The organism is Streptococcus chenjunshii (assembly GCF_003086355.1).
Taxonomy (GTDB): domain Bacteria; phylum Bacillota; class Bacilli; order Lactobacillales; family Streptococcaceae; genus Streptococcus; species Streptococcus chenjunshii.
This window is the reverse complement of the sequence record NZ_CP031733.1, coordinates 1,144,049-1,170,435: the sequence shown is the minus strand read 5'-3', so window position 1 is coordinate 1,170,435 and position 26,387 is coordinate 1,144,049. Positions and strand designations below refer to the sequence as shown.

Genomic DNA, 26,387 nt, shown 5'->3' with positions numbered 1-26,387 from the left:
TTATTTAACTGTGCGGATACGCATTGTATTTGTTCCGCCTGAACCAACCGGTACACCGGCAACGATGACAATATTATCTCCTGATTCTACGAGACCGGATTTCAGAGCAGCCTTTTCCGCCACATCGAACATATCATCAGTCGAAGCAGGCTTCTCAGTTACAACCGGAATAACACCCCAGTTAATCATCAATGATTTCTGTGTCTTCTCATCGAATGTTACTGCCAAAATATCAGCATCAGGACGGTATTTAGAAATCAAACGGGCTGTGTTGCCTGATTCTGTAATGGTAACAACCAGCTTAATATCCATCGAACGGGTCGCATCTTTTACTGCCGAAGCAACGACTTCTGTCTTCGATGTCCGTTCAAAATCATCGGAGTTCAGACGGCCGTACTCATTAAGCAGGGTCTGCGCATTTTTATCAATTGTTGCCATCGCCCGGACAGACTCAACCGGATATTTACCATTCGCTGACTCACCTGAAAGCATCGTTGCATCGGTTCCGTCAATGACAGCATTGAAGACGTCCGACACTTCTGAGCGGGTTGCCCGAGGTTTATCAGTCATTGTTTCCAGCATATTGGTTGCCGTAATAACGGACTTGCCGGCAGCATTTACTTTGGTGATAATCATTTTTTGGTAAACAGGAACCATTTCAAACGGAACCTCAATTCCCATATCGCCACGGGCAATCATGATACCGTCAGCAGCTTCGATGATTTCATCAATATTATCAATCCCCTGCTGGTTTTCAATTTTAGCAAAAAGCTGAACGTGTTCATTGCCTGTTTCTTTACAGATAGCACGCACTTCTTCAACATCTTTAGCTGTGCGGACAAATGAAATGGCAATGAAATTAAGACCTTGGCTGAGACCAAAACGAATATCAGCATTATCACGCTCTGCAAGCGCAGGGAAAGGAATTTTTGTATTAGGGATATTAACCCCTTTTTGCTTAGCAATGATGCCGTCGTTTTCGACTTCAACAATGAATTCACGCTTAGCAATATCTTTTTCCTTGACTCTCAGGCCCAGCTTTCCATCATCAATAAGGATTGTCTGGCCAACAGCTACATCGTCGTAAATATCCAAAGCACCGGCAACATTTAAGGCAATAACGTCGCGTGTTGATTCAATGCCCTGTTTTGTAGCAACACGAATCTGTTCACCTGTCGTATAAGAATATTCTTTGACATCATCTGCAAACAATTCCGTACGCATCTCCGGCCCCTTAGTATCAAGCAGGAAAGCGACTTTTTGACGAGCCAGCTCTTCAGCCAGACGGACAGTAGCCATGCGTTCGCCTTGCTCTGAATGGTCCCCATGCGAGAAGTTGAAGCGAAAGACATTAGCACCCTCGGTGATGAGCTCTGCAATTTTAGCTGCTGATTTTTCAACATCTAATTTTTCAGCCCAGTAGCCATCATCTCCAAATTTTTTCCCGCCGCGGATTTCTACCGCAGGTCCAAGTGTTGCAACAATTTTTACGCGTTTATTCATGATAAAATATGAAACTCCTTTATTAATAGATATTAAAACAGCTTACACTGTCAGTCTTAATGTGCCAAATCACGGTTCAAAGCAGCAAAATCAAGGCGTGCTTTATGCGGATTATTAACAACGATACCGCCTTCCTCAGTCAGACTGAAGAGTGCTCCTTCTTCTGCACTGCCAAGAATCGGACTTTCAACCAAAGCTTCATTATGAATACCGACAGCCAGTCCGCCGCGGCCTTCAAGCAGCAATTCGACCGCATGAGCCCCCATCCAAGATGCAATGACCCGGTCGCGCGGAGACGGTGCTCCGCCGCGCAGAATATGCCCTAAGTTGGTCGCACGCAAATCACTTGTATCACCAGCCTCTTTCATAAGGGAAACAAACTTTTCTGCATGCATAACACCTTCAGCAAGAACAATAATGTGGCGGTGTTTTCCTTTCTTTTCATAGCCTTCTTTAACTTTGGCAACGACATCATTAATATCATACTCCTCTTCAGGAATAATGATTTGGTCGGCTCCAGCTGCGATACCAGACCAAAGCGCGATATCCCCGGCATTGCGCCCCATCACTTCGATAACAAATGTCCGCCCGTGGCTGAATGAGGTATCGCGAATTTTATCAAGAGCTTCGGTAGCAGTGTGAACAGCTGTATCAAAACCGATTGTATAGTCAGTTCCAGCAATATCATTATCGATTGTACCAGGAATCCCGATAGCAGGGAAGCCATGTTCAGTCAGGCGCATAGCACCGTGGTAAGAACCATCGCCGCCGATAACAACGACTCCTTCAATCCCTCTCTGTTTAAGTTGTTCAATCCCTGCCAGCTGGCCTTCAAGAGTTGCAAACTCAGGATAGCGAGCTGACTGAAGGAAGGTTCCGCCGTGTGATAAGGTATTTGAGACAGCTTGTGCATCTAATGGAAAAATATCTCCAGCAACCATTCCGGCATAACCGCGATTAATGCCAAAGACTTCCATGCCTTCATTAATTGCTTTACGAACGACTGCACGAACAGCAGCATTCATCCCAGGAGCGTCGCCGCCACTGGTCAAAACAGCAATACGTTTCATTTTGCTAAGACTCCTTTTTTTACTTTTTAACGTTCTTATTATAGCACATTCCTAGGTAAATTGCTCCATTTTCGTATTTTTTTATCGAAAAACCGTTTTCAGGACATATTGTTCTAATTTTTGTTCCAAAGTTTGATTTTTCTGGACATAGTGCTTTTGACTTTGAATGGTTTCTTTGCTGTCCTGATAATGAAGCACTACTGGAATTTCGCCTTTAAACTCAGATAAAACAGCTGAGATCTCCCTGTCGTGGCGGTGATCTTGCAGTAAAATCCAGAGACGTTCGAGACTGGTCTCCTCAGCTCCGTTTAGGATCATCTGCAGCTGCCCGTCACGCTTTTGAATCTTTCCTCGAAGATAGTAAAAGTGTTCTTCTTTCAGCAAAGATTTAAAGCGCTGATAATTTTCCGGAAAAACAGTTACATCCAGCATTTTTTTAGCATCTGTAACCTTTAAAAAAGCCATCTGCTGCCCCTTAGTTTTTGTACGAATCACATGTATCTTTTGAATCTGAACCAGTACTCTGGCCTCTGTGTTTTCCTGCAGGCTGTTTATCGTTTGGAAAGACTGAGGCGACTGCTTAGCTATCTCAAGAAGAGGATGCGGGCTGATACCAACCCCCAAGAGCTCCTGTTCCATCTGATACTTTTCCAGACTGGAATAGTCTGCTGTCTCCAGCCAGTTATACGCACTGTCAGCAAACAGACTGCCTAATTCATTGACAAAGGTAAAGAGATTCTCTAGATTCCATTCGATTTTTTTGCGGTTAGGCTCAAAACTGTCAAATGCACCAATATGAATTAAAGGAAGAATATATTCTTGCTTCTGATAGTTTTGTGGGAGCTTAGTCAAAAAATCTTCTACGCTTTGAAAAGGCCTGTTGTCTATAATCCAATAGGCCAGCTCCCGAGGAAAACCTTTCAGGTTGCGCATGCCTAGAGCAATTTTTCCTTCAACGACTTTATCTGTATAGGGAATCGCATTTAAAGAAATTTTCTCCACGGCAAAACCGGATTCCAGAGCATCCACAATATAGTCACTGCTGGAGTAGTTTAGCATAATGTCATAAAAAACAGCAGGATAATGGGTCTTAAAAAAGGCCAGCTGAAAAGCAAGCGCTGAATAAGCGAAAGCATGGCTGCGGTTAAAGCCATAACCCGCAAACTTAGCCATGCGGGTAAAAAGATGTTGGGCTGTATCCAAAGGATGCCCCAATTTCTGAGCACCTTCGAGAAAATCAGCCTCCATTTTCTGCATTTCAGCATGATTTTTCTTGGACATCGCCCGACGGAGCAAATCAGCTTTCCCCAGTGTAAATCCAGCATAAATCTGAGCAATCTGCATGACCTGCTCCTGATAAAGCATAATGCCATAGGTAGGTTCCAAAATAGGCGCTACAGCCGCATCAAGCAGATCAACAGCCTCCCTGCCAAAACGCCGTCTGATAAAATTCTCTGTATAATCACTGGCTCCAGGACGGTTCAGACTGGTTGTTGCAACAATGTCTTCAAATTTCTGAGGCTTAATCCGTTTAAGGAGGTTAATCGCTCCGCTTTGTTCAAATTGAAAAATTCCTTTAGTTTTTCCAGCGGCAAACAGAGCTAATGTCTGTCTGTCTTCTAAATCAATGGCTTTGATATCAATTTCAATTTGCTTCGTCTCAGCCAATTTTTCCTGCATTTTCTGAACAAAAGTCAGATTGCGCAAACCCAGAAAATCCATTTTTAAGAGACCGTTCGCTTCTACAGCTCCAGCATCATACTGAGTGATCATCATATCTTCCCCAGATTTAAGAGGGATATGTTCTGTCAAATCATCGTCACTCATGACAATTCCTGCTGCATGGATGGATGTTTGTCGTGGCTGTCCCTCAATCCGTTTGGCGATATAATAAGCTTTTTGATATTCTGCTTTGCTGTTGATAATCTGCCTGAAGGCCAGATTATTGTCATAGACAGAACTCAGGCTGTCTCTGAATCTGATTTTTTTAGTGATATTGGTCAGCTCATATTCCGCTAACCCAAAACGCTTAAAGACATCACGCACAGCCTGCTTGGCACCAAAAGTTGAGAAAGTCACAATCTGGGCGGAGTGCAGAGATCCGTAACGGTCCCTGACATAATGAAGAAAATCGCTTCGATAGATATCCGGCAAATCAATATCAATATCAGGCATACTGTAGCGCTCTTCATTTAAGAAACGCTCGAAAAGCAGATTATTCTTCACTGGATCAATACCGGTAATATCCAAAGCAAAAGAGACAAGACTGCCGGCTGCTGAACCTCGGCCCATTCCCATATAATAGCCGCGGCTTCGCCCGAAGCGCAGAAGATCCCATACGATTAGAAAGTAATCATCAAAGCCCATTTTATGAATGACAGCCAGTTCTTTTTGCAAACGTTCCCGATAAACAGGCAGCCATAATTCTTTTGCTCTTAAACCGGATTCTGTCAGCTCCGCTAATTCCTCCGCCGCTTCTTTTTCCCTATTAAAACGAGGTAATTTTAAATCGGTATCAAATTGATAGGAAATACCAGCAACAAGTTGCTCTAAATTCACTAGAGCCTGCGGAAAAATCTGTTTAAACTGCTCTGTCATCGCTTCGCAGGACTGCAGCGCCTGATTGGCAGCACCTGCTTCACTTTCCATAAGACTTTTATTGTCCTTAATAGCGTGCAGCATTTGAATAATTTCGACGTCTTCCTTTTGGAAATAACGGACTGTCTGCAAAGGAAGCAAAGGGCGGCTGTAATTTTTTTGGGGCGAAGTTAAAGTCACTCCGATATAAAATTCAAAGCCCAGGTCAAGCTCCTCAACCTCTTCAAAATAAGGGACAACAGGAACAATCCCAGTCAGATAGTCTGTGAGTTTTTCATAAGTCAGCTGGCCGGACATTTGCAGAGTAGAAATCTTCATAAGGTTTTTGTAGCCTTGAGTATTTTCAGCAATAAAATAAAACAGGCAGCCCATCTCATTAACCGGCAGTTCAGCTTCTAATCCCAGAATAGGCTGAATCCCTGCTTTCTCTGCTTCCCTGATAAAATGAAAGGCAGCATAGAGATTGTCCTTATCCATAATGCCGATACTTTGGTAACCTAATGATTTTGCCTTTTCTATGTAGCCACTTAAATCTATCAGACTATCCATAAAAGAATAGATCGTCTTGGTATCCAACTGTGCAAACATGGTTATCTCCTTTTGCGTTTCTTTCCTAGTTTCTATTATACTATTAAAAAACCTTCCATGCTGAACTTTTCTTTCACTGACTTAAAGATTTGCCTGATGAAGCAGTTTCGCTTTTCTTGACATTTCCCTTATATTTTTGTATTATCTTTATAGTACAAAAGGTCAAAAATGAATAAAACAAGTAGAAACAAAATACGAAAAATACAGACAGACCGGTATCTAAAAGAAACCGAGGCGGCTATTTGGAAGCCGATCTGTTTACCGCTTAAATTTTTTGAGGCTTTTCCTATTTTCAATCACTTTCTATTTAGATCTTCTTTTGTATTTTAAGGAAAGGAGCTTTTAATGTCTTGGAAATTTGATGAGAAATCGCCTATCTATTCGCAAATTGCACAATATATAAAAATGCAAATTATCAGCCAAGAAATGACGAGCGGCGAACGGCTCCCAACTGTAAGAGAACTGGCAGAAACCGCTGGTGTCAACCCCAATACAATGCAGAGAGCTTTTACAGAATTAGAACGCGAAGGAATGGTCTACTCACAGCGGACCTCCGGCCGCTTTGTCACAAAGGATACCGATTTAATCGCAGCTAAACGCCGTGAAGCGGCTCAGACCGAAATCCGTTCATTTGTGGCTAATATGAGAAAAATAGGCTTTCAAAATGACGATATCATCTCGGTTTTGGAGTCGTTTATTAAGGAGGGGAATTAGGATGGCACAACTTTTGCAACTGCACCATGTCACCAAAACATTTAATAAAAAAACGGCTATCGATGATTTAACCATCAGTCTGCCAGAAGGTAAAATTATCGGTCTTCTGGGACCTAACGGAAGCGGCAAAACAACTTTAATCAAACTGATAAACGGCCTTTTGCAGCCTGATAAAGGTGAGGTTGTAATCGACGGCTACCACCCTTCTGTGCCGACTAAAAAAATCATCTCTTATCTGCCAGACACAACCTACCTCCACGATGAAATGAAAATCAAGGAAGCTATAGCTTTGTTTGAAGATTTTTATGCAGATTTCAGCCGCCGCAAGGCCGACAGGCTACTGAAAGATCTTAACTTAGACAGCGGCCAACGTTTTAAAAGGCTGTCAAAAGGCAATAAAGAGAAAGTACAGCTGATTTTAGTGATGAGCCGCAAAGCCAAACTTTACCTTTTGGATGAACCTATAGGCGGCGTTGACCCCGCAGCCAGAGACTATATTTTAAAAACCATTATCAATAATTACTCCGAAGATGCTTCGGTTATCATTTCAACACATTTAATTGCTGATATTGAGCCTATTTTAGATGAAGTTATCTTTTTAAATAACGGGAAAATCACTATTAAAGGCAATGCCGATGACCTGCGTTCAAAGTACGAACAATCCATCGATTCTCTGTTCCGTGAAAGATTTAAAGCTTAGGAGGGCAGAATGTTTACAAAACTTTTAAAATATGAATTTAAATCAGTAGGCAAATGGTATTTTGTCATGAATATAGCTGTTCTAGCCACTTCGATCCTGTTTGGACTGATGGCCAGAAAAGCTTTCACCACCCCTGACCCAAATACCGTTTATGCCACAGGAACAGGGGCCAGCGGTGCGCTCATCGCTGTTTTGTTTTTAGCTTTAGGTATCCTTATTTCTGCAACCTGGATTGCGACCTTATTCATTATTATCAATCGTTTTTCTAAAAATATTTTCGGGCGGGAAGGCTACTTAACGCTGACTCTGCCCGTCTCCACGCATCACTTAATTTTGTCTAAGCTCTTGATGTCTTTTATTTGGATTGTTTTTAACAGCCTGATACTGGCCGTTGGGGCTTTTCTCATTATCCTTCCTATAACCGGCATTAAAGAAATCTTAGTTGAACTGCTGCAGCTTATTCAGGAAATATCGCTTGCCGAGTGGATCCTTTCTATCATTTGGTTCGTTTTAGCAGTTTTGTCCAGTACTTTGATGATTTACCTAGCGATAGCTATTGGTCAGCTCTTCTCAGATAAGCGGAAATTAATGGGGTTTTTGGCCTATTTTATCATTTTTATAGTCACTGAAATCATTAATAAATTTTTCATTGAGACAACTTCAGCTTCTTCCTATGGTTTTTTTACTTATTACAGCATTGTTTACCTCATTCAGATAATCATTTATTACTGGGGAATTCACTACATTCTGCGAAATAAAGTAAATATTCAGTAGTTAAAACAGTCTAACTTCAAAAAGAGCGACCCAATGGGCCGCTCTTTTTGAAAATCGAAAATCAGTCAATTAGTTGTACCTATCTGAGAATTGTTTTAATTAAGTCTCCGCCGAAAATCCACAAATAGCTGTAGCCGATGATCGAAATCGGTTTGGCCAGCATAATGATAGCTAAGAAACGCTTCAGGGACATATTACTCAGTCCCGTAATCATAACCATGACATCCGCTGGTGAAACAGGCGAGGCCATACAGAAGATGAAAAACTTCTCATACCCTTTTGTTTCCAGCTTCGCTTCGTACTTATAAAAAGTGTCCTCTTTAACAAAGAGCAAAACAAACTTTCTGCCGTATATTTTAACAAGGAGAAATAAAATGAAACTGCCGATAATGATACCAAGATAGTTATAGATAAATCCAAAGAAAGGACCGAAAATTAAAAAGCCGGCTATTGTCGTGATGCCGCCCGGAATAACGGGAAAAACAACCTGTAAAATTTGGATCAATATAAAAATAAAGGGACCTAAAAACTGATAGCTGTGAACTAAATCTTTTATCGCATTACTGTCATTTAAAATCCCCAGCCGATAAAGCCAGAACATCAAAAAAAAGGAAGCGATTAAGGCTGCGGTCCCAATAATCTGGATTAATTTCCTAATCATCAGATAGCGTTTTGACATTTTCATTTTCATAACTACTATATCATACCATAAGCAGCCTTTTTTTGCCATTTGAAAGGTTATCTGTTATACTAAAAACAGGCGAGTTTTTCGTCTTTCCGATGTTCTGGGGTCGTTACGGATTCGACAGGCATTATGAGATTTATTTTGCAACTCATCGGCGGATGTAAAACGACCAGTTAAATATAACTGCAAAAAATACAACTTCTTACGCAGTAGCTGCCTAAAAACCAGCCTGCGTGGCTGCTGACCGGTTGCTTGTGCCGGCTGACAGCCTTCATCAATTCAGCAAGCTACGTTCAGTCACTGTCTAGCTGACTGAAAAGAGATTGATAGACTCGCTTAGCTGGGATTTGAGTTATGTATCACTGTTAAGTTAAAATAAGACATAACCTATGGTTGTAGACAAATAGATTGGCAGATGTTTGGACGTGGGTTCGACTCCCACCGGCTCCATATCAAGTCAAACGAGGCTGAGACAAAAAAGTCCTGCCTCGTTTTACTTTTTTTAACAGATGCATTTGACGCAGTGGTTGAACGAAAGTTCTTATTCCTTGCTGCACAAGGAATAGCTACCTCTCTAATCAACTGTGCGGAGACGGGACGACAAAATCGAAAGCGTTATTTTATGACAATTTACTGATTGCTGCCCCGCTCTCGTTTGATATTGCAACCGAGATACAAAGATTCTTAAGAAATCCATTCTGTGCGGCAAAGCCTTAAGGAAACATAAACTGAGAAGGCCTAGTTAAGCTCCTATAGTCAAGTTAAACTCTCCTTTAAAGAAGAGTGATTTTAAATTAATTTAAAAATTCCCGTACTCCCGCTAGAATAAACAAGTGCAGAGGATAAAAAGCATAAAAACCCCATTTCACCCAAGCAGGAGAATAGCCGCGCTTCCCATTATACCTATTTAAGAGCGGAAATACCCCCAGCAGTCCTAAACGGGAAATGATATCAACAACTGGCTCACCAGATAAGATATGCTTATCTGGGATTTTCAAGCTGAAAACAACTATCAAAAAAATAGCTGCTGCTGTTATTATCCATTTATAAGCTACTGAACTCCCGTAGGTTTTGTAAAAACCATAGATGATTAATATCCCTATAATCGGCCAATCGGATAAGCTCGTCAGCCCTGCAAATAAACAGGCCATAATCATCTGCCAAACAGGGGATGTCACTTTCTCACAGACTATCATAAGCAAGCAGCCCATCATAAGAGTAAACATCACATTATTAAAAGGGTTGAGAAAATTTTTATAATCAAAAGCAAAATGAAAAGGAAGGATCGAAATCAGCCAAAAAAGTGCTAACCGCCCCGCATACTTCCATCGATTACGGGTATAATAAAAACCTTGAACTAAGAGGTAGGCCATAATCGGATAGGTTAGAAGGCCAATGCTTAAATAAGCAAAAGTCCATATCGGCGAAGCGAACACTTCCTTAAACGTATAACCAATATGATTAATCAGCATAGAGGAGATAGCGATAACTTTTAAATGAAAACTATTTAAAGATTTCAGCATGTCTATTCTCCTCTCTCCAAAGGGCAGGAAGCGCACCTAAAGGCGCCGTCCAGCAGGGTATGCCATGTAAATGAAAGCGGCAGAGGGATAAACCCATGGTCACGCAGGTCTTCCTGCAATTGCTTATGCCGTTTCTGAACAACAACTTTTCCGCCACCCAAAACCAGAACATTGCCTGCCATCTCCAGCTGGCTTTTTTTATCAATTTCAATGAAGCTGTAATCCTCTAATTCCTGCGGCAGTTCCTCCAACACCTCACGGCAAATGATAGCCGTTTTAGGACCAATGATGGTTAGACAGCAATCTAAATGCAAAACTGAATCGTCTTTTAGAGGGACCGGGATAACATTCCAAGAATCGTCTAGGTGCTTTCTGAGCCATTCAATCCCTGCTAAATTGCTGGCATATTTGCCAATACCAACAAACACATTGGGGTAGTCGACCAACACATCGCCGCCTTCGAGATAGGCTGGTGCTGTTTGGGGCATTGACACCACTCTATTGTCTTTTCTTATCTCAGCAATTAAGTCTTGATAGCCGCGACGTTCTTTTTGACGCATACCCATCTGAAGGTTTCCTTCAATCAGTGAGTGACCTACACAAAGTGTGCTGTCTCTGGCATACATTTGAGCCAGACCCGGCTCCTCTGCAGCCTCTTGCTGGATAGTCCTTACCCGGTTCACTTCAACCTGGTGGTCTTTCAGAAGTTTTTCAAAGTGAAGCAATTCTTTCTGGAAAGGTTTTGTCAACCATTTAGGAACTCGTTTGCCTTTAAGCAGGCGATAAAAGGTCTGAGCCATCAGTTTTTTCCAAAGCGGTATACCTTGTTCCTTATCTATCTCTCTGGTATCTGGAAAAAACAAGCGGCTGGCATCCCCGATGATTACTTTTTTAAGGGGGGCGTATTCGTTATAAATATTAATGGTCATTGGCTTTCCTCCGTAAGTCATTGTCGATGGATAAGATAATAAGTCTGCGGTGTAGCTGCATCAGCTGATGCTCTGTCTCAATCAATAAACTGAAGAAATGGGATGCCCCCCTGCTGAGCCATTCAGATGGAATGGCAAAAGCGACCCTCCCCGACTATTTGCTCTTTGGCCAAGCATTAGTGCTATAGTAATGCCGATAAAAACAGACAAAGAGAATGATATCAACAGTAAGTGTTATAGCCGAGGACTCTAAGCCAAACTCTCCGCCGCTGAGCCAGACCTGAGAGCTTTGATTAGTTGAATGAAAAACTAGAGCATTAGCTGTATTTCCGGAAACACTGCTGCCGAAAACAGGACCTTGGAAAAAATTCCAAGCTGAATGATATGCACTAACAAACCATAGGCTGTCTGTCTGCTGGCGGATCATTCCCACGATTAGCGAAAAAACAATCAGGTCAAGGAAAGCAATAACAGTCATACCAGAATTGACTAAATGCATGGCAGCAAAGGCTAGAGCGGTCAGGATAATAGAGGCTTTTGAAGATAGCAGCCTATTCAATTTGCTTTGCACAACCCCTCGAAAAATAACTTCTTCACTCATTCCTTGAATCATATAGCCTATTAACAAAGGAATTAGAAGCGGAAAATGACTCCATTTAAAAATCCATTCCGTCCTATAAATTCCGAAGGAAACAGCAATGAACCAAATAAAGGTTAAAACGCCTCCCCCTGCTAAGAAACCAAGACCATATTTCCTAAGCAACCCGTTTTTTTCCAAAGGAAGAATGTCGGAATTGCGATGATACAATGCATAAACAAGAAGAATAGCCACTCCTGTTGAAAATAAATCCAGCAAATCATAGCTGTAGGGATCGAACAAGCCCTTGTCAAAAAACAGTTGAGCAAGATTAAGAAAAAGCAACGGAATGAATGCAAGGAAATAAGCCATCACTATAATATAAAAAATACGAAAACTCTTTTTGAAGATTATCATAACAACCTTTCCGTCAGCCATTTTGTTATCGAATCACTTGTCTTGCCCTTTGAGAATTACCGATTGTGCTAAAGATATAGAGGATCAGTCAGCTTTGCCCCTCTCCAAAGGGCAGGTAGCACATCGGAAAGCACCTTCCAGCAGGGCATGCCAGGTAAAGGACAGGGGCAGAGGGGTAAAACCATGAGCGCGCAAGTCCTCCTGCAATTTTTTATGGCGCTGTTGCACGACAACTTTCTTATCTCCCAGAACCAGAACATTGCCAGCCATCTCCTGCCTAACCTTTTTATCAATGTCGATAAAAGTAAAATCAGATAGTTCCTGTGGCAATTCTTCAAGAACGTCACGGCAAATGATAGCCGTTTTCGGTCCGATAATTGTCATACAGCAGTCCAGATGGAGGATGCTGTCATCCTTTAAGTAAATCGGAACAATATTCCACGACGCATCCAATTGTTTTCTCAGCCAGTTCACTCCAGATAAATTGCTGGCATACTTCCCAATTCCGACAAAAATATTAGGATAATCAACAATCACATCGCCCCCTTCGAGGTAAACAGCGTCTTCTTGTGGTATGGAAGCAACCTTATTACTGGCACTGATTTCTGTGATAATAGTTTGATAGCCCAACCGTTCTTTCTTGCGCATCTCAATTTGAAGATTGCCTTCAATGAATACATTTCCGACAGACATGGCACTGTCCCTAGCATACATCTGCCCCATGCCCATTTCTTGAGGTGGCAGAGAAGACGGATAGTCAATAGGATCAACCTTTAAAACTTCAACGTGATTTGCCTTTAATAATGCCTCAAAGGCTGCCAGTTCTTTTTGAAACTGTTTCGTAATAATCATCGGAACTTTCCTGTCTCTCAGCAAAGGAAAGATAACATTATTTCGCAGTTTTTCCCACCAGGGTTTATTTTTTTCATTTTCGATGGCATGGCTGTCTGGAAAGTAGAGCTCACTGGCATCACCGATAATGACCCTCTTCAAAGGGCTATACTCATTATAAACGTTAATTTTCATATCAAAACCTCCTCAGCTAACACCTCACATTCATAAACACACAGACTGCTATACACCTGTTTTTCCTTTCTCTGGGAAGACAGCACAATTGACAGATGCAAAGGAACTTTTCTCACTCTGTTATCACCGCTAACCACTGCCCTTATCATGTAAACACAGCAGCTGAAAATCAAGAGCTAAGAGGCGATTTAACAGTAATCTGATTGTCTGACCATAAAATATGAGATATAATTAGTTAATAAAAGTAATTAACTTTGTTAACTTATTTTACGAGAATAGCAATCATCTGTCAAGCAAAAACTGTTATTTAATCATTTCTGTAGTTAGTTTTTCGAAAAATATACTACTATGCCTTAAAAGTACGCTTTAACTAGATTTTTGCTTAGATAATCTTCATAATGCTATAATATCTTGATTTCAGAAAGAAGTATGCGGAGATTTTTATTTTAAGATGGTGAAAACACTTGGGATGAATGATCGTGAGAACCATGAGAATGATTTCTTATTTTTTTCTTATATCATCTACTTTTCCCGCAAAAAGACTATAGCAGATTATCATTAAACCCATAATTAATAAAACGACTTACACTGCATAAAAAGCCTGGATGAGGTGGATTTTCCCTGTATACGTTTTTGATAACAAACACATCAGTACTAAAAAAGACAGTAGGCCAAAACAGCCACTGTCTTGAAAAAGAACTTATCTGAAATGTTTGGATTCCCCTGATAAATGGCGGAGAAAGATCATGCTTACAATCCTATTGTTTTTACAATGATTTTTTATAAAGGAATAGTCTAAAAAATAGCCTTTAATTTCATTCTTTACGGACTTTTTTAATGAGGCGCATTCCGGCTGCCAACAGAATAAATAAGAAGCTGCCTATTATTCCTGTTCGGCTTTCTTTTTCTCCAGTATCCGGTAGTTTTTTGTCCTTTTGAGACACATGCAGTGATTTTTCTAACTTAGCAGATGGCAATTTTTGCTTAGGAGTGCCAACCTGCTTTTTTTCTGATTCAGAAGATAATGTCTCTTGTTTAGGCATTCCTGCCTGAGAATTTCCTAATTTGGGTACTGGTATCTCCTGTTTAGGCGTTCCTGCCTGTGGCCTTTCTGACCGAAGTGAGGGCGACTCCTGTTTTGGAGTTTTTGTTTGAGGCGTCTCAGGCTCGGATAGTGGCGACTCCTGTTTAGGAACATCTAGCTGAGGATCTGATAGTTCTCCTACTAGCTGGTACACAAATGCAACCGTTCGAACACCTGGGAGAATTTTCCCTTTGATTGGGTCAACACCGATAAAATCTGGCTGATTGGAACGAATGAGGTTGCCGTCTTCACCTACTGTTCCTATCGGATACTCTCCACCTTTGACCAAAATATAAACCTTATTGCCTACAGTGATTTCCGCTTGCTTTTTTCCACTGACGTCATATTCTTCGTTTACAGCTTGATTTTCTGCTGCAGTCTCAGTCTTCAAAACTGTACCAGTTTCATCAACGTACCAAATCTCAACTGAACCCACTTCACTGTAACGGGTGTAATAGTATGTGACGCTTGGAATTTCTGTTCCAAAAACACCTTCCTCCTGACCATCAGTGCTTTCTTCGCTTAAAATCCATTTCGCACCGTTTGCATCAGTAATACTTTGGGGCCGAACCGCTTTAGTGTTATAGTTTGTACCAATATCTCCCTGCAGAACTTCCTGTCCTTCAACTGTCCTCCCTAGCTCTGTTTTCCCTTGAAGCAACTCAACTTTACCGTTTTCAAAGCTAAAATATTGAATATAGACATATCCCAATTCAGCTTCTGGGGCTAAATTAGGAGAATCAGTCTTGGGAGAAGGTACTTCCTGCTTAGGAGTGTCTGTATTAGGATTCGAATTTTGAGGTGTTTCTTCCTTTGGCCTTGGAGTTTCCGTTTTCGGGTTCTCTGTTTCAACAATGTACTTGATTCTTTGTGTTACTGTACCTAAAAAGTCTACTCCATTCTCCCCAGAAAACGCTGTGGCAATAACAAATCCTCCATCTTGAATATCATCAAACAAAATAGTTGCCTTACCTGTTTCATGATCAATGTTAACTTTTCCATCATCAGCACTACTCCGCCTCCACTTTCCATTTTCAAGAAGCAGGCTTAATTCTTTCATCCCTTCCAATTCAGATTTAGGAGTATATGTCACTACAAATTTTGTAGTAGTAGGCGGTGGTGTCACACTAACGGAATCATTAGTTAACTCTACTCTGGGATTTTTTTCTTCCTCCTGATTTTCCTCTGTTTCTGAAGACAATTCTCCATTAAGGTTTTCCTCCGGTTTCAAGGTTGCCGCTTCATCTGTTGGTGTTGACTGTATATCAACTGGAGGTGAATCTTGACTCAAAGAAGCCCCATCTTCAATGTCGTTGACAGCATTTACTTCGTTTTGGCTTTCATAAGTAAGGGAATCTATCTGCGGTTCAGTTGGGATACTATCTTTTTCTTCCTCCTTTGTTATAACCTCTTCTTTGCCTAATACATTTACTTCACGAGCACTATTATCAATAGCATTGGAAGTCACCTCGACCCCTAGTGGCTGAGCAACTTCTTCTGCTTTTACTGTAACATAGGGAAGCAATACTGTCGTAGATAAAAGCAAGCCACTTCTTATTAATATCTTTGAAGCCTTATTCACTTGTTTCATTTTCCTCTTCCTTTCATTTGGTAACATGCCATAAACTAAGCATTAGGCATTTTCTAAAACAAGTATATCAAAGGCATCTACATAATTTCTGCTTCTTATCTGTTTTTTATCTGTATTTTTATAAAACTTTCTTCAAAAAATGTCCTTTCAATTTCGAGCAATTTTTTCTTCACTTTTTCTCAAGGTGTAAGCAATCATAAAAAATGAGCCAACTTAAAAAGCAGGTATGGATGTCACACGCCTGCTTTTAGAATTTATAATGATCCATCTTGAGGGAATCGAACCCCCATTATAAGAACCGGAATCTTATGTGATATCCATTACACTAAAGATGGATTACTATTATTATAGCATAATAATATAGAAAAAGTGCCGTTTTTATAAGCAGCACTGATTTAACAAGACTTAAAAAGCCCGATAAAAGGGCCTTTAAGTCAGGTTATCAGCCTATTTTAATCATTTTTACAGTTCGATATCACCAAACAAATCTGCCATAGAAAAGCCAGTTTGTGTTTCTGGAAGCTCATAATCACGTTTTTCTTGGCGTTTTTGACGGCGAGGACGCGATTTACGTTTGTCGTCCTTATTGTCTCCTTCAGCCGGAGCCGGTCTTTCTTCAAGCGCCTTGATTGAAAGTGACACACGCTCATCTTCAGCATTGACATCAAGAACTTTAACTTTGACTTCTTGGCCGACTGTCAGAACATCCTTAGGATCTTCGACACGTTTATGTGAAATTTGTGAAATGTGGACAAGCCCGTCAATTCCAGGCAACACTTCAACAAAAGCACCAAAATCAGTCAGGCGCTTAACTTTGCCTTCAACGACATCGCCAGCAGCAAGCTTTTGTTCAACACCATCCCATGGCCCAGGTGTTGTCGCTTTAAGAGAAAGGGAAATCCGTCCTTCTTCTTCATCGATAGCAAGAACTTTGACATTGATTTCTTCGCCTACCGAAACAACAGACTTGGGTGAAACATTCCGTTCATGAGACAGTTCTGTCACGTGAACAAGTCCATCAACACCGCCCAAATCAATGAAAGCACCAAAGCTGGTCAAACGGGCAACAGTTCCAGTTACAACTGCCCCTTCTTCTAACCTTGAGAATACTTCTTTGCGTGCCTTAGCAGCAGCTTCCTCAACAACATCACGGCGAGACAGGATAAAGCGATTTTCAGCCGGATCCACTTCCTTAATTTTTGCCTCAATTTCCTGTCCGACAAACTTTTCAGTGTTGCGGACAAAACGTGTATCAAGCATTGAAGCAGGGATAAAACCGCGCAGTCCTTCAAACTCAACAGAAAGTCCGCCTTTAACAGCACGTGTCCCTTTGACAGTTACGACTTCACCTTCACGGCCAAGCAGCTTATCCCATGCTTTACGAGCTTCTAAACGCTTTTTAGAAACGAGGAAAGTCACTGTATCAGTATCTTTGCCTACTACCTGACGCAGAACGAGCACTTCAACTGTATCGCCCTCTTTGACATAATCATTGATATCTGCATCACGCTCGTTAGTCAGCTCACGAAGAGTAAGTACGCCCTCAATACCAGTGCCTTCAATAACCACATTTGCCTGTTCACTGTCAACAGTTAACACTTCCGCGGTAACAACATCACCAGGATTTACTTCATTGACACTGTTTAGCAAATCTTCAAATTCATTCATTCTAACAAAAACCTCCGACAAAAGCTAATGACTAGCCTTTGATAACAATATATTTTTTCAAGGTAACCCGCAACGACAACATATTTTTATCTTTGACGGTCTCAGAAAAACTCTGATACCTCTAACTGGGGTAGCTGGATTCGAACCAACGCATGAGGGAGTCAAAGTCCCTTGCCTTACCGCTTGGCTATACCCCAAAGTTTTCACTAAGATAATATTTTGAAACGAACCTAAGCTAAACGCTCTTATATCTTAGATATGGAAGGGGAGGGATTCGAACCCCCGAACCCGAAGGAGCGGATTTACAGTCCGCCGCGTTTAGCCTCTTCGCTACCCTTCCTTTCCACGGTAACGAAAACTATTCTATCATAGTTTTGCTCAACTTGCAAGTATTTTTAGCATGATCTCATCCCTAAAACAGGAATTTCCGAACATTCCAGCATACGCTGACAAAAGGGGCTTACCGCAGGATTTTAGCATATGTTCAGATCCATACCCCTACTCCTAAGATTCACTTTTGGACATAAAAAATGCTAAAGAATAAAAATGAAAATATGATATCTTTTTCATTTCAATTTGATATCAATGAGTTAAATTGTAATTTTCGATGACACTTTCAACCGCTTTTTCCAATGTTTTGAAAAAAATAGTAATCTCACCTTTTTCAACAACCGCAAATTTTTCATCAATTTCGGCTATCTCACCAATATTCTTTTTACCGATTGTTAAATGATATCCGGCAACCTGACTGCCGCTGACGGCAACCTGACTGTCTGTTATTTCAACAGCAATTTTTTTATCTTTCTTGCTCATAGTATTCCCTTTCTACTCCTAGGACTGAGAATAAATACATTTCTTCTCCCAGCTTCTTCTTTTCATTTAGATACAAAGGCCATATGAAAATCCTCATGAAAAATGGCGGTAAGCCAGAAATCTCCGATTTCACAGACGTCCCCCTGTCAAGGCGACTAGAATGCTGAGGCAGACATCTTTTTTACTAGCATTCAGGTCATATTCAGCTTTGTATTTTCTTTTTAATTTTACACAAATTTAAAAAAGCTTGCAAGAGCAAGCTTTAAATAAGATACAACAAAGGCCGTTAAAGCTCACAGCAAAAATAGGAGCCTGACCGAGGAGTCACTAAAAACTCAAGGAATGCTGTGCTAGCAGGCAGCCACATTCTTACGTCAGCTTGCACCTCCTACGGCTGCATCTCTTTTTGGCAAAGAGATTAAAAACATATCCCCACTGAGTCAATTCGGTCAGATTAAAAGGTATGGCTGTTTCCTGCTTCAAATTCCTGAAAGTGTTTCTAAAATTTTCTTTAGTCAACTTTAGTAATCCATCCTGGTGGTGCAGCAATATCTCCGAACTGGATACCGACCAACTCATCGTAAAGCTGACGGGTAATCGGTCCTACTTCAGTTTCACTGTAAAAAACATGCAGTCTGTCTTTAAACTGAATACCTCCGATTGGGGAAATAACTGCAGCAGTTCCACAGGCCCCGGCTTCAACGAAACGGTCTAAATCAGCAATAGGGACATCAGCTTCAACTGCCTTTAGACCAAGACGTTCCTCAGCCAGCTGCAGCAAAGAATATTTCGTAATAGATGGCAAAATAGAAGGACTTAAAGGAGTGACAAATTCGTTATCCCTGCTGATACCAAAGAAATTAGCTGAGCCAACTTCTTCTATCTTGGTATGAGTTGCCGGATCAAGGTAGATAACATCGGAATAACCGGCCATGTGGGCCTTGTCTCCCGGCAGAAGACTGGCAGCATAATTACCTCCAACCTTAGCTGCACCTGTACCAAAGGGCGCTGCCCGGTCAAAATCTTCTGCTACAATAAAATTAGTCGGCGTTAGGCCGCCTTTAAAGTAATTGCCTACCGGCATTGCAAAGACAGTGAAAATATATTCATCAGCTGGTTTAACACTGATACTGTCACCTACACCGATAAGTAAGGGGCGTAAATACAGGGTTGCTCCGGTTCCGTAAGGAGGGACATAGTCAGCATTGGCTTTAACAACAGCTTTGCAGGCTTCAATAAATTTTTCGGTTGAAACTTGCGGCATTAGCAGACGATCTGCGGTTTTTTGCAGACGCGCAGCATTTTGGTCCGGACGAAACAGCTGAATATCGCCTGTCTTGGTTCGGTAAGCCTTTAACCCTTCAAAAGCTTGCTGTCCGTAATGAAGGGCGGGTGAACTTTCCGAAAGATGCAGCTGGGCATCCTGAGTCAGCTGTCCATCATCCCACAGACCGTTTTTGTAATAAGAAATATAGCGCAATGGGAGCTTATGGTAGGCAAAGCCTAAATTTTCCCAGTCAAGATCTACTGTCATTTAATCTTCCTCTTTCTCCGTTTTTTTCTATTTTACCCTTTTTTCTCTATTTTTCAAGTCTTTTCACAAAATTCTGAAAATTTTCGTTCAAGAGAAGACAAAAGGTGAAAGCAACCAGCTTGTCACTGACATAGCCTGAAAGTTGCGGGCTGACCGCACCCTTCTAGTCGCCTTGACAGGGGAGCGTCTGCGAAATCAAAGATTTCGGACTTACCGCCAGCCGTAGGCGTCTGAAGGCTTTGTCACCTTAGCAGTCGACCGCACCCTTCTAGTCGCCTTGACAGGGGAGCGTCTGCGAAATCAAAGATTTCGGACTTACCGCCTCTTTTACGTTCTGTTCTTTACTTTATTAAAGTAAAGACGGCTGTCTCAGCTTAACCGAGACAGCCAATCTTTAAAGATAAAGGCATTTTTATTTGAAGAATGTCTCTTTAACACTTGCGGAAAGAACGCCCTCATCGGATATGGTGTCAGAGATAAAGGAGCCGTTGCTGGTACGTTCTGACAGATTTAAATCTTCAAGAATGACTGTATAGGTTTTTCCAGTATTTGAAATCACTGTCAGCTGTTCGGATGCTGCTTGGGTTTCTGTTGCTTGGCTGAATAAATCAAGAGCCCCCCCGCTTGCTGTATGAACAGGTCCTGCCAAAAAGATACGGTGCGGCTTGTTTTTCAGTTCACGCAGCACTTGAAGACCGCGGTTAGCACGGCTGGTTGAAGGGATAAGTTCAGCAGCCATACGTTTTAAGCTTCCTCTTTGAGTCAGCAGAAAAACACTTTCAGTATTAAGAACAAATGCACTGGCCACACTGTCATTTTCTTTCAGATTGATCGCCTTAACACCTGCTGCCTTACCACTTAAAATTGGGATTTCACTGATATTGAAACGCAAAGCGTACCCTTTGTAAGTCATCAGCATAATATCATTTAAAGCAATAGGAGAAACAGCAATCACAAGGTCATCTTGGTTTTTCAGTTTAGCAAATTTTACTGCTTTAGAGCGGTAGGTCCGCCAGGGTGCAAACGTCTTACGCTCAAGACGTTTCGCCTGTCCTGATTTGGTAACAGTAAAATAAGTGCTGTCGGTGAATTCATCAACTATTTCCGCATAGATGACCTGTTCTTCCGCAGCAAAATGCGTAATAGTCTGCGATAGATGCTCACCAATTTCTTTCCAGCGGATATCGGTTAATTCATGGACGGGTCGGTAAATCAAATTACCTAAATTAGTAAATATCAAGAGATGCTGAGTTGTCTTGGCTTTTTGGACTAAAACGACGGCATCATCGTCACGTTTGCCGATTTCATCAGGCTGAGATGAGCTAAAGGAGCGGGGACTTGTCCGTTTAAGGTAGCCGCCGCGTGTGACACTGACGTAGGTTTCTTCTTCTACAATCAGACTGGTCAAATCGATTTCTAAAGCCTGTGTTTCTGTCTGCAGTTCGGTCAAGCGCGGCTTAGCAAATTTTCTTCTAACCTCGCGCAGCTCGCTTTTCATGACGCGATAGAGAGTTGCTTCATCAGCAATGATCGCTTTTAAGGTTGTGATGCGCTCTCTGAGCTCTGCTTCCTCATTTTCAAGAGTAACAATATCGGTATTAGTCAGACGGTAGAGCTGCAGATTAACAATCGCTTCAGCCTGTTCTTCTGAAAAGTTATAGCTGACTTTCAGATTTTCCTTGGCATCAGCCTTGTTTTCAGAAGCACGAATAAGGGCGATGATATCGTCTAAAATCGAGATGACTCGAATCAAGCCTTCAACAATATGGAGACGTTTTTCGGCTTTAGCCTGATCAAATTTCGACCGAGCCACAATAATGCCTTTGCGATGGGCAATATAGCTGCGCAGCATAGGTATGATCCCCACTTGCCGCGGCGTATAATTATCAATAGCCACCATGTTAAAACTGTAGTTCACCTGCAGATCGGTATATTTGAATAAATAATTTAGGATTGTCTGTGCATCTGCATCTTTTTTTAACTCAACAGCGATGCGCAGACCGTCTCTATCTGATTCATCCCGTACTTCAGCAATACCCGGAATTTTATTATTGAGACGGATATCATCAATTCTTTTGACCAAAAAGGCCTTGTTGACTTCATAAGGGATTTCTGTCGCAATAATTTGCTGGCGGCCGCCCCGGAGATTTTCAATTTCGGTTCTGGATCTTACTACAACACGCCCTTTGCCGGTTTCATAGGCTTTACGAATTTCATCCTTCCCTTGAACAATAGCTCCTGTCGGAAAATCTGGCCCCGGCAAAAACTCCATAAGCTTGTCCAGCTTAGCCTTTGGATGGTCAATCATGTAAATGACTGCATTAATGACTTCTGCTAGATTGTGCGGCGGAATATCTGTCGCATAACCGGCGGAAATTCCTGTTGCTCCGTTGACTAAAAGGTTGGGAAAGGCTGCCGGCAGCACTGTAGGTTCTTTTTCTGTATCGTCAAAGTTCCAAGCCCAAGGCACAGTATCCTTATCAATATCCTGGAGCAAAAAACCTGCGATTTCAGCCAGACGGGCCTCAGTATACCGCATAGCAGCCGGCGGATCACCGTCCATAGAGCCGTTGTTGCCGTGCATTTCAATCAGAGTTTCTCTGTTTTTCCAGTCCTGCGACATACGGACCATAGCATCATAGATAGAAGAGTCTCCATGCGGGTGAAAATTCCCCATAACATTGCCGACAGATTTAGCTGATTTGCGGAAACCTTTATCATGCGTGTTGCCGTCTTTGTTCATTGAATAGAGGATACGGCGCTGAACGGGTTTTAAGCCGTCACGAATATCGGGAAGCGCACGCTCCTGAATGATGTATTTGGAGTAGCGGCCAAAACGCTCTCCCATGATGTCCTCGAGAGACATATTTTGTACATTGCTCATAATTTAAAACACAAAGGGCATTGAACGGACAAAGTCAAAATAGAAAACCGACCCAATACCGATGTCTAAGAGATGGTTATCTTTTTGACACAGTCCGCAGCCCATACTCAGTTCCTTTCATTAGATTAAAAGGTTTTATTTTCAGAATGCAGTGATAAAACTCGATGTTAACCTGTTTTTAGATATTTGTACACAGGCTGCAACTGAAACGGAGAGCTAGCTTCTATACTGCATACTGTTCCCCGCAGCCCATTTTAAGAGAAATAATCTGTCAAACCAAAAAGGGAAACTTCCGCCAAAGCAGAAATGCTAAAGCCAGACCAGCCAAGCATCGAACTCCTGCTTAGTCTTCAAGCCACTTTTCATAAGCAACTGCATAAGCTGTAAACCCGTTTTGTTCATACATATGCTGTGCAGCATCATTCCATGAGTAAGCGTGAAGCTTAATACGCCGAATGCCGGATTTTTTAAGCCAATCTATACAATTATTCAGCAGCATTCGGCCAATCCCTTGACCTCTAACAGAGTCTATAACAAACAGTTCATCAATCAAGCCCGTTTCTCCGGTTCCATTGTCTGCGGTCAGCTCTTCGTCATATATCCTGACTAAGCCATAGCCTACTATATCCTGATTATATTCAGAAAAGATGAGGTGTATACGCTCATCATCTTTGCTTTCAAAGGTTTTTAACGCTTTATTTTTAATATTTTCCAGAACCTGAGTGTAATTATCGTATGTTGATCTGTCATCATGGTGATGCCTGTTAAATTGACTTAAGCAAGAGGTCAGTTCAAGAAAAATAGCTTCATCCTTTTCACAAGCTTCACGGACTGTAACTGACATTTTATTCTCCTCCATGACCTTAAAATACCGTACTCTCTTCCAGGGTAAACTTCACATTGTCTTCAATCCATTTACGGCGCGGTTCGACTTTGTCACCCATCAGAACAGAAACACGGCGTTCGGCTCTGGCTAAATCTTCTATGGTAACTTTGATAAGTGTTCGGCTGTCGGGGTTCATGGTTGTTTCCCAAAGCTGATCAGCATTCATCTCTCCGAGACCTTTGTAACGCTGGAGCTGGGCCCCCTTGCCAAATTTTTGCCGGAGTTCCTCTAGTTCCTGATCGGTCCAGGCATATTCAACGATTTCTTTTTTACCTTTCCCCTTGCTCATCTTATAAAGCGGCGGCAAAGCGATATAAACATGTCCGTTTTCTACCAAGGGCCTCATATAGCGGTAAAAGAAGGTTAACAGAAGGGTTTGAATATGAGCACCATCCGTGTCCGCATCTGTCATAATAATAACTTTATCATAGTTGGACTCTTCAACCTTGAAATCCGCTCCTACTCCGGCACCGATTGTGTATATCATCGTATTGATTTCTTCATTTTTGATAATGTCAGCCATCTTAGCTTTGGCGGTATTAAGAACCTTGCCGCGCAAAGGCAGAATGGCCTGAAACTTGCGGTCCCGTCCCTGCTTGGCAGAACCGCCGGCTGAATCACCTTCGACCAAATAGAGTTCATTTTTCTTAGGATTCTTAGATTGGGCAGGTGTCAGTTTCCCTGAAAGGAGGCCCTTGTCTTTTCTGTTTTTTCGGCCGTTTCTTGTTTCGTCGCGGGCTTTGCGGGCTGCTTCACGTGCATCACGGGCTTTGATGGCTTTTCGAATAAGGTTTGCGGCCGTTTCGCCGTTTTCCAATAAAAAGTATGTCAGTTTTTCAGAGACAATGCTTTCAACTAAGGGACGCGCCAGCGGGCTGCCGAGCTTATCTTTTGTCTGCCCTTCAAACTGAAGGTGCTCCTCCGGTACTAAAATGGACAAAATAGCCGATAAGCCTTCCCGATAGTCTGCCCCGTCCAGATTCTTATCTTTTTCCTTGAGCAGACCAGTTTTGCGAGCATATTCATTCATGGCTTTGGTAATGGCTGACTTCAGACCAGTCTCGTGAGTACCGCCGTCTTTGGTGCGGACGTTATTGACAAAGGAGAGGATGTTATCCGAAAAACCGTCATTGTACTGAAGAGCAACTTCTACCTGAAAGCCCTGTTCTTCACCAGAAAAGAAAATAACAGGTGTCAGTGTCTCCTTATCTTCATTTAGATATTCAACAAAATCCTGAACTCCGTTCTCGTAATGAAATTCGGCATATTCTGCCTCATCCGGTCGCTTATCCGTCAGCGTCAATGTGACATCTTTCAGGAGAAAGGCTGACTCATTGAGGCGTTCAGCAATCATATTGAATTTAAAATCAACAGTGGAAAAAATGCTTTCGTCGGGCATAAAAGTTACCTTAGTCCCCGACTGGGATTTAGGGGCTGCTCCGACTTTCTTTAAATCAGTGACAGCATGCCCTCCTTTTTCAAAACGTTGGCGGTAAACTGTTCCGTCCCGTATAATTTCAACCTCCAGCCAGCTGGAGAGGGCGTTGACAACCGATGAACCGACACCGTGCAGTCCGCCGGATGTTTTGTAGCCACCTTGACCAAATTTACCGCCGGCATGAAGAACCGTAAAGATAACTTCTACAGTCGGGATTCCCATTGCATGCTTTCCTACTGGCATTCCGCGGCCTTTATCCGCCACTGTAATGCTGCCATTCTGATTAATGGTGACATCAATTTTATCGCCAAAACCGGAGAGCGCTTCATCGACAGCATTGTCGACAATCTCCCAAACAAGATGATGAAGGCCTGTGGTATCTGTTGAACCGATGTACATGCCCGGACGCTTTCGGACAGCATCCAGTCCTTCCAAAACTTGAATGGCATCATCGTTATAATTATCAATATTAATTTTTTTCTTAGCCATCGTGACCTCCGAATTTATTCATCTTTTTTATCTTACAAGTTTTTTTAAAAATTTGCAAAATAATTTTTTAGAATTGATAAAAGTTCTCCATCCTTCCTCTTTTCTATGCTATAATAAGAACATGACTATAGTGATTTTTATGCTGATTGCTTATCTGCTGGGCTCTGTACCCAGCGGATTGTGGATTGGAAAATATTTTTACGGTAAAGACCTGCGTGACCATGGCAGCGGCAATACTGGGACGACCAATACTTTCCGAATTCTTGGTGTAAAAGCAGGCTGTATTACTTTTGCAGCAGATTGCCTTAAAGGAACCATAGCGACTGTTTTACCAATGATGTTTGGTGTTACACAGTTTTCACCTATTTTAATCGGTGCTTTTGCTATTCTGGGACATACTTTCCCTGTTTTTGCTGGCTTTAAAGGCGGAAAAGCAGTTGCTACCAGTGCTGGTGTACTCTTGGGCTTTGCTCCGCTCTATCTGCTTTTTTTGCTGGCAGTCTTTTTGATAGCCCTTTATCTTTCCAGTATGATTTCACTGGCCAGCATTATCAGCGCCCTTGTCGGTATTATCACAACGCTTATTTTTCCGGCGTTCCATTTCTTACTGCCGGATTACGATTGGCTTTTCACTGTGATTATTATTGCCGTAGCCAGTCTGATTATTATTCGACATCGAGATAATATCAGCCGTATCAGACACCGTGAAGAAAATTTAGTTCCTTGGGGACTAAATTTAACGAAGCAACAAAAAAATAAGAATCAATGAATCTCTAATAAGCGCTTTAAATCCTTGTAAGCTTTTGTGCCTAAAAATAAGAGCGGGGAAGACAGTCCAAAAAACTGTCGCTCCCGCTCTTATTTTGTTTTATCACACAAAGACCGCTTAAAAAACC

Annotated in this window: 19 protein-coding genes, 3 tRNA genes and 1 other RNA gene; 5 read left to right on the top strand and 18 right to left on the bottom strand. The window is 41.8% G+C overall.

Going from position 1 to position 26,387, the window contains the following annotated elements; genetic code table 11:
• From pyk to DDV21_RS05745, 3 genes are all read right to left on the bottom strand, one after another.
• Window positions 1-1,503, bottom strand: coding sequence for a pyruvate kinase (gene pyk, locus DDV21_RS05755; protein WP_116877207.1), 1,503 nt, complete (start codon window positions 1,501-1,503; stop codon window positions 1-3).
• A gap of 56 nt (window positions 1,504-1,559) precedes the next feature.
• Window positions 1,560-2,573, bottom strand: a complete 1,014-nt coding sequence (gene pfkA / locus DDV21_RS05750; RefSeq protein WP_116877208.1) for a 6-phosphofructokinase — start codon at window positions 2,571-2,573, stop codon at window positions 1,560-1,562.
• An 81-nt stretch (window positions 2,574-2,654) separates the two neighbouring features.
• Window positions 2,655-5,759 carry a DNA polymerase III subunit alpha gene (locus DDV21_RS05745; protein ID WP_116877209.1) on the bottom strand — a complete coding sequence of 1,035 codons (3,105 nt, stop codon included), beginning with the start codon at window positions 5,757-5,759 and terminating at the stop codon, window positions 2,655-2,657.
• 345 nt (window positions 5,760-6,104) lie between these two features.
• Between DDV21_RS05745 and DDV21_RS05740 the strand changes: the two genes are divergently transcribed.
• Genes DDV21_RS05740 through DDV21_RS05730 form a run of 3 tightly spaced genes read left to right on the top strand, consistent with a single transcriptional unit; the run spans window position 6,105 to window position 7,947 of the window.
• Window positions 6,105-6,473, top strand: coding sequence for a GntR family transcriptional regulator (locus tag DDV21_RS05740; RefSeq protein ID WP_116877210.1), 369 nt, complete (start codon window positions 6,105-6,107; stop codon window positions 6,471-6,473).
• 1 nt (window position 6,474) lies between these two features.
• Window positions 6,475-7,173 carry an ABC transporter ATP-binding protein gene (locus DDV21_RS05735; protein WP_116877211.1) on the top strand — a complete coding sequence of 233 codons (699 nt, stop codon included), beginning with the start codon at window positions 6,475-6,477 and terminating at the stop codon, window positions 7,171-7,173.
• A gap of 9 nt (window positions 7,174-7,182) precedes the next feature.
• Entirely contained in the window at window positions 7,183-7,947 is a 765-nt protein-coding gene (locus tag DDV21_RS05730) for an ABC transporter permease (protein WP_116877212.1), read from the top strand.
• Window positions 7,948-8,026: 79 nt separating this feature from the next.
• Here the strand turns inward: DDV21_RS05730 and DDV21_RS05725 are convergent, their stop codons facing one another.
• Window positions 8,027-8,638, bottom strand: coding sequence for a TVP38/TMEM64 family protein (locus tag DDV21_RS05725; RefSeq protein ID WP_116877403.1), 612 nt, complete (start codon window positions 8,636-8,638; stop codon window positions 8,027-8,029).
• 96 nt (window positions 8,639-8,734) lie between these two features.
• Here DDV21_RS05725 and ssrA point away from each other — a divergent pair.
• Window positions 8,735-9,085, top strand: a transfer-messenger RNA (tmRNA) gene (gene ssrA / locus DDV21_RS05720).
• A gap of 341 nt (window positions 9,086-9,426) precedes the next feature.
• Here ssrA and DDV21_RS05715 read toward each other — a convergent pair.
• From DDV21_RS05715 to parE, 14 genes are all read right to left on the bottom strand, one after another.
• Window positions 9,427-10,155, bottom strand: coding sequence for a TraX family protein (locus tag DDV21_RS05715; protein WP_116877213.1), 729 nt, complete (start codon window positions 10,153-10,155; stop codon window positions 9,427-9,429).
• A gap of 2 nt (window positions 10,156-10,157) precedes the next feature.
• Complete coding sequence (locus DDV21_RS05710; protein WP_116877214.1) at window positions 10,158-11,084, bottom strand: dimethylarginine dimethylaminohydrolase family protein; 927 nt, start codon at window positions 11,082-11,084, stop codon at window positions 10,158-10,160.
• A 154-nt stretch (window positions 11,085-11,238) separates the two neighbouring features.
• Window positions 11,239-12,078 (bottom strand): CPBP family intramembrane glutamic endopeptidase, encoded by an 840-nt coding sequence (locus DDV21_RS05705; RefSeq protein WP_142917730.1) that lies wholly within the window; start codon window positions 12,076-12,078, stop codon window positions 11,239-11,241.
• An 84-nt stretch (window positions 12,079-12,162) separates the two neighbouring features.
• Window positions 12,163-13,104 carry a dimethylarginine dimethylaminohydrolase family protein gene (locus DDV21_RS05700; protein WP_116877216.1) on the bottom strand — a complete coding sequence of 314 codons (942 nt, stop codon included), beginning with the start codon at window positions 13,102-13,104 and terminating at the stop codon, window positions 12,163-12,165.
• An 815-nt stretch (window positions 13,105-13,919) separates the two neighbouring features.
• On the bottom strand, window positions 13,920-15,779 hold the full coding sequence (locus tag DDV21_RS05695) for a MucBP domain-containing protein (RefSeq protein WP_116877217.1): 1,860 nt from the start codon (window positions 15,777-15,779) through the stop codon (window positions 13,920-13,922).
• Window positions 15,780-16,042: 263 nt separating this feature from the next.
• Window positions 16,043-16,114: transfer RNA gene (locus tag DDV21_RS05690), tRNA-Arg, on the bottom strand.
• 127 nt (window positions 16,115-16,241) lie between these two features.
• Window positions 16,242-17,447 (bottom strand): 30S ribosomal protein S1, encoded by a 1,206-nt coding sequence (gene rpsA / locus DDV21_RS05685; protein WP_116877218.1) that lies wholly within the window; start codon window positions 17,445-17,447, stop codon window positions 16,242-16,244.
• A 125-nt stretch (window positions 17,448-17,572) separates the two neighbouring features.
• Window positions 17,573-17,644, bottom strand: a tRNA-Gln gene (locus DDV21_RS05680).
• A gap of 62 nt (window positions 17,645-17,706) precedes the next feature.
• Window positions 17,707-17,787, bottom strand: a tRNA-Tyr gene (locus DDV21_RS05675).
• 242 nt (window positions 17,788-18,029) lie between these two features.
• Window positions 18,030-18,260 carry a DUF2969 domain-containing protein gene (locus DDV21_RS05670; RefSeq protein ID WP_116877219.1) on the bottom strand — a complete coding sequence of 77 codons (231 nt, stop codon included), beginning with the start codon at window positions 18,258-18,260 and terminating at the stop codon, window positions 18,030-18,032.
• Window positions 18,261-18,771: 511 nt separating this feature from the next.
• Window positions 18,772-19,794, bottom strand: coding sequence for a branched-chain amino acid aminotransferase (locus DDV21_RS05665; protein ID WP_116877220.1), 1,023 nt, complete (start codon window positions 19,792-19,794; stop codon window positions 18,772-18,774).
• A 412-nt stretch (window positions 19,795-20,206) separates the two neighbouring features.
• The gene (gene parC / locus DDV21_RS05660; protein WP_116877221.1) at window positions 20,207-22,678 is read right to left on the bottom strand and encodes a DNA topoisomerase IV subunit A; all 2,472 of its coding nucleotides are present in this window, start codon (window positions 22,676-22,678) and stop codon (window positions 20,207-20,209) included.
• Window positions 22,679-23,021: 343 nt separating this feature from the next.
• Window positions 23,022-23,522, bottom strand: a complete 501-nt coding sequence (locus tag DDV21_RS05655; RefSeq protein ID WP_162886292.1) for a GNAT family N-acetyltransferase — start codon at window positions 23,520-23,522, stop codon at window positions 23,022-23,024.
• A gap of 19 nt (window positions 23,523-23,541) precedes the next feature.
• Window positions 23,542-25,491 (bottom strand): DNA topoisomerase IV subunit B, encoded by a 1,950-nt coding sequence (gene parE / locus DDV21_RS05650; RefSeq protein WP_116877223.1) that lies wholly within the window; start codon window positions 25,489-25,491, stop codon window positions 23,542-23,544.
• Between the two features lie 121 nt (window positions 25,492-25,612).
• Here parE and plsY point away from each other — a divergent pair, with 121 nt between their 5' ends.
• Window positions 25,613-26,260 (top strand): glycerol-3-phosphate 1-O-acyltransferase PlsY, encoded by a 648-nt coding sequence (gene plsY / locus DDV21_RS05645; RefSeq protein WP_116877224.1) that lies wholly within the window; start codon window positions 25,613-25,615, stop codon window positions 26,258-26,260.
• Window positions 26,261-26,387: the final 127 nt, after the last annotated feature.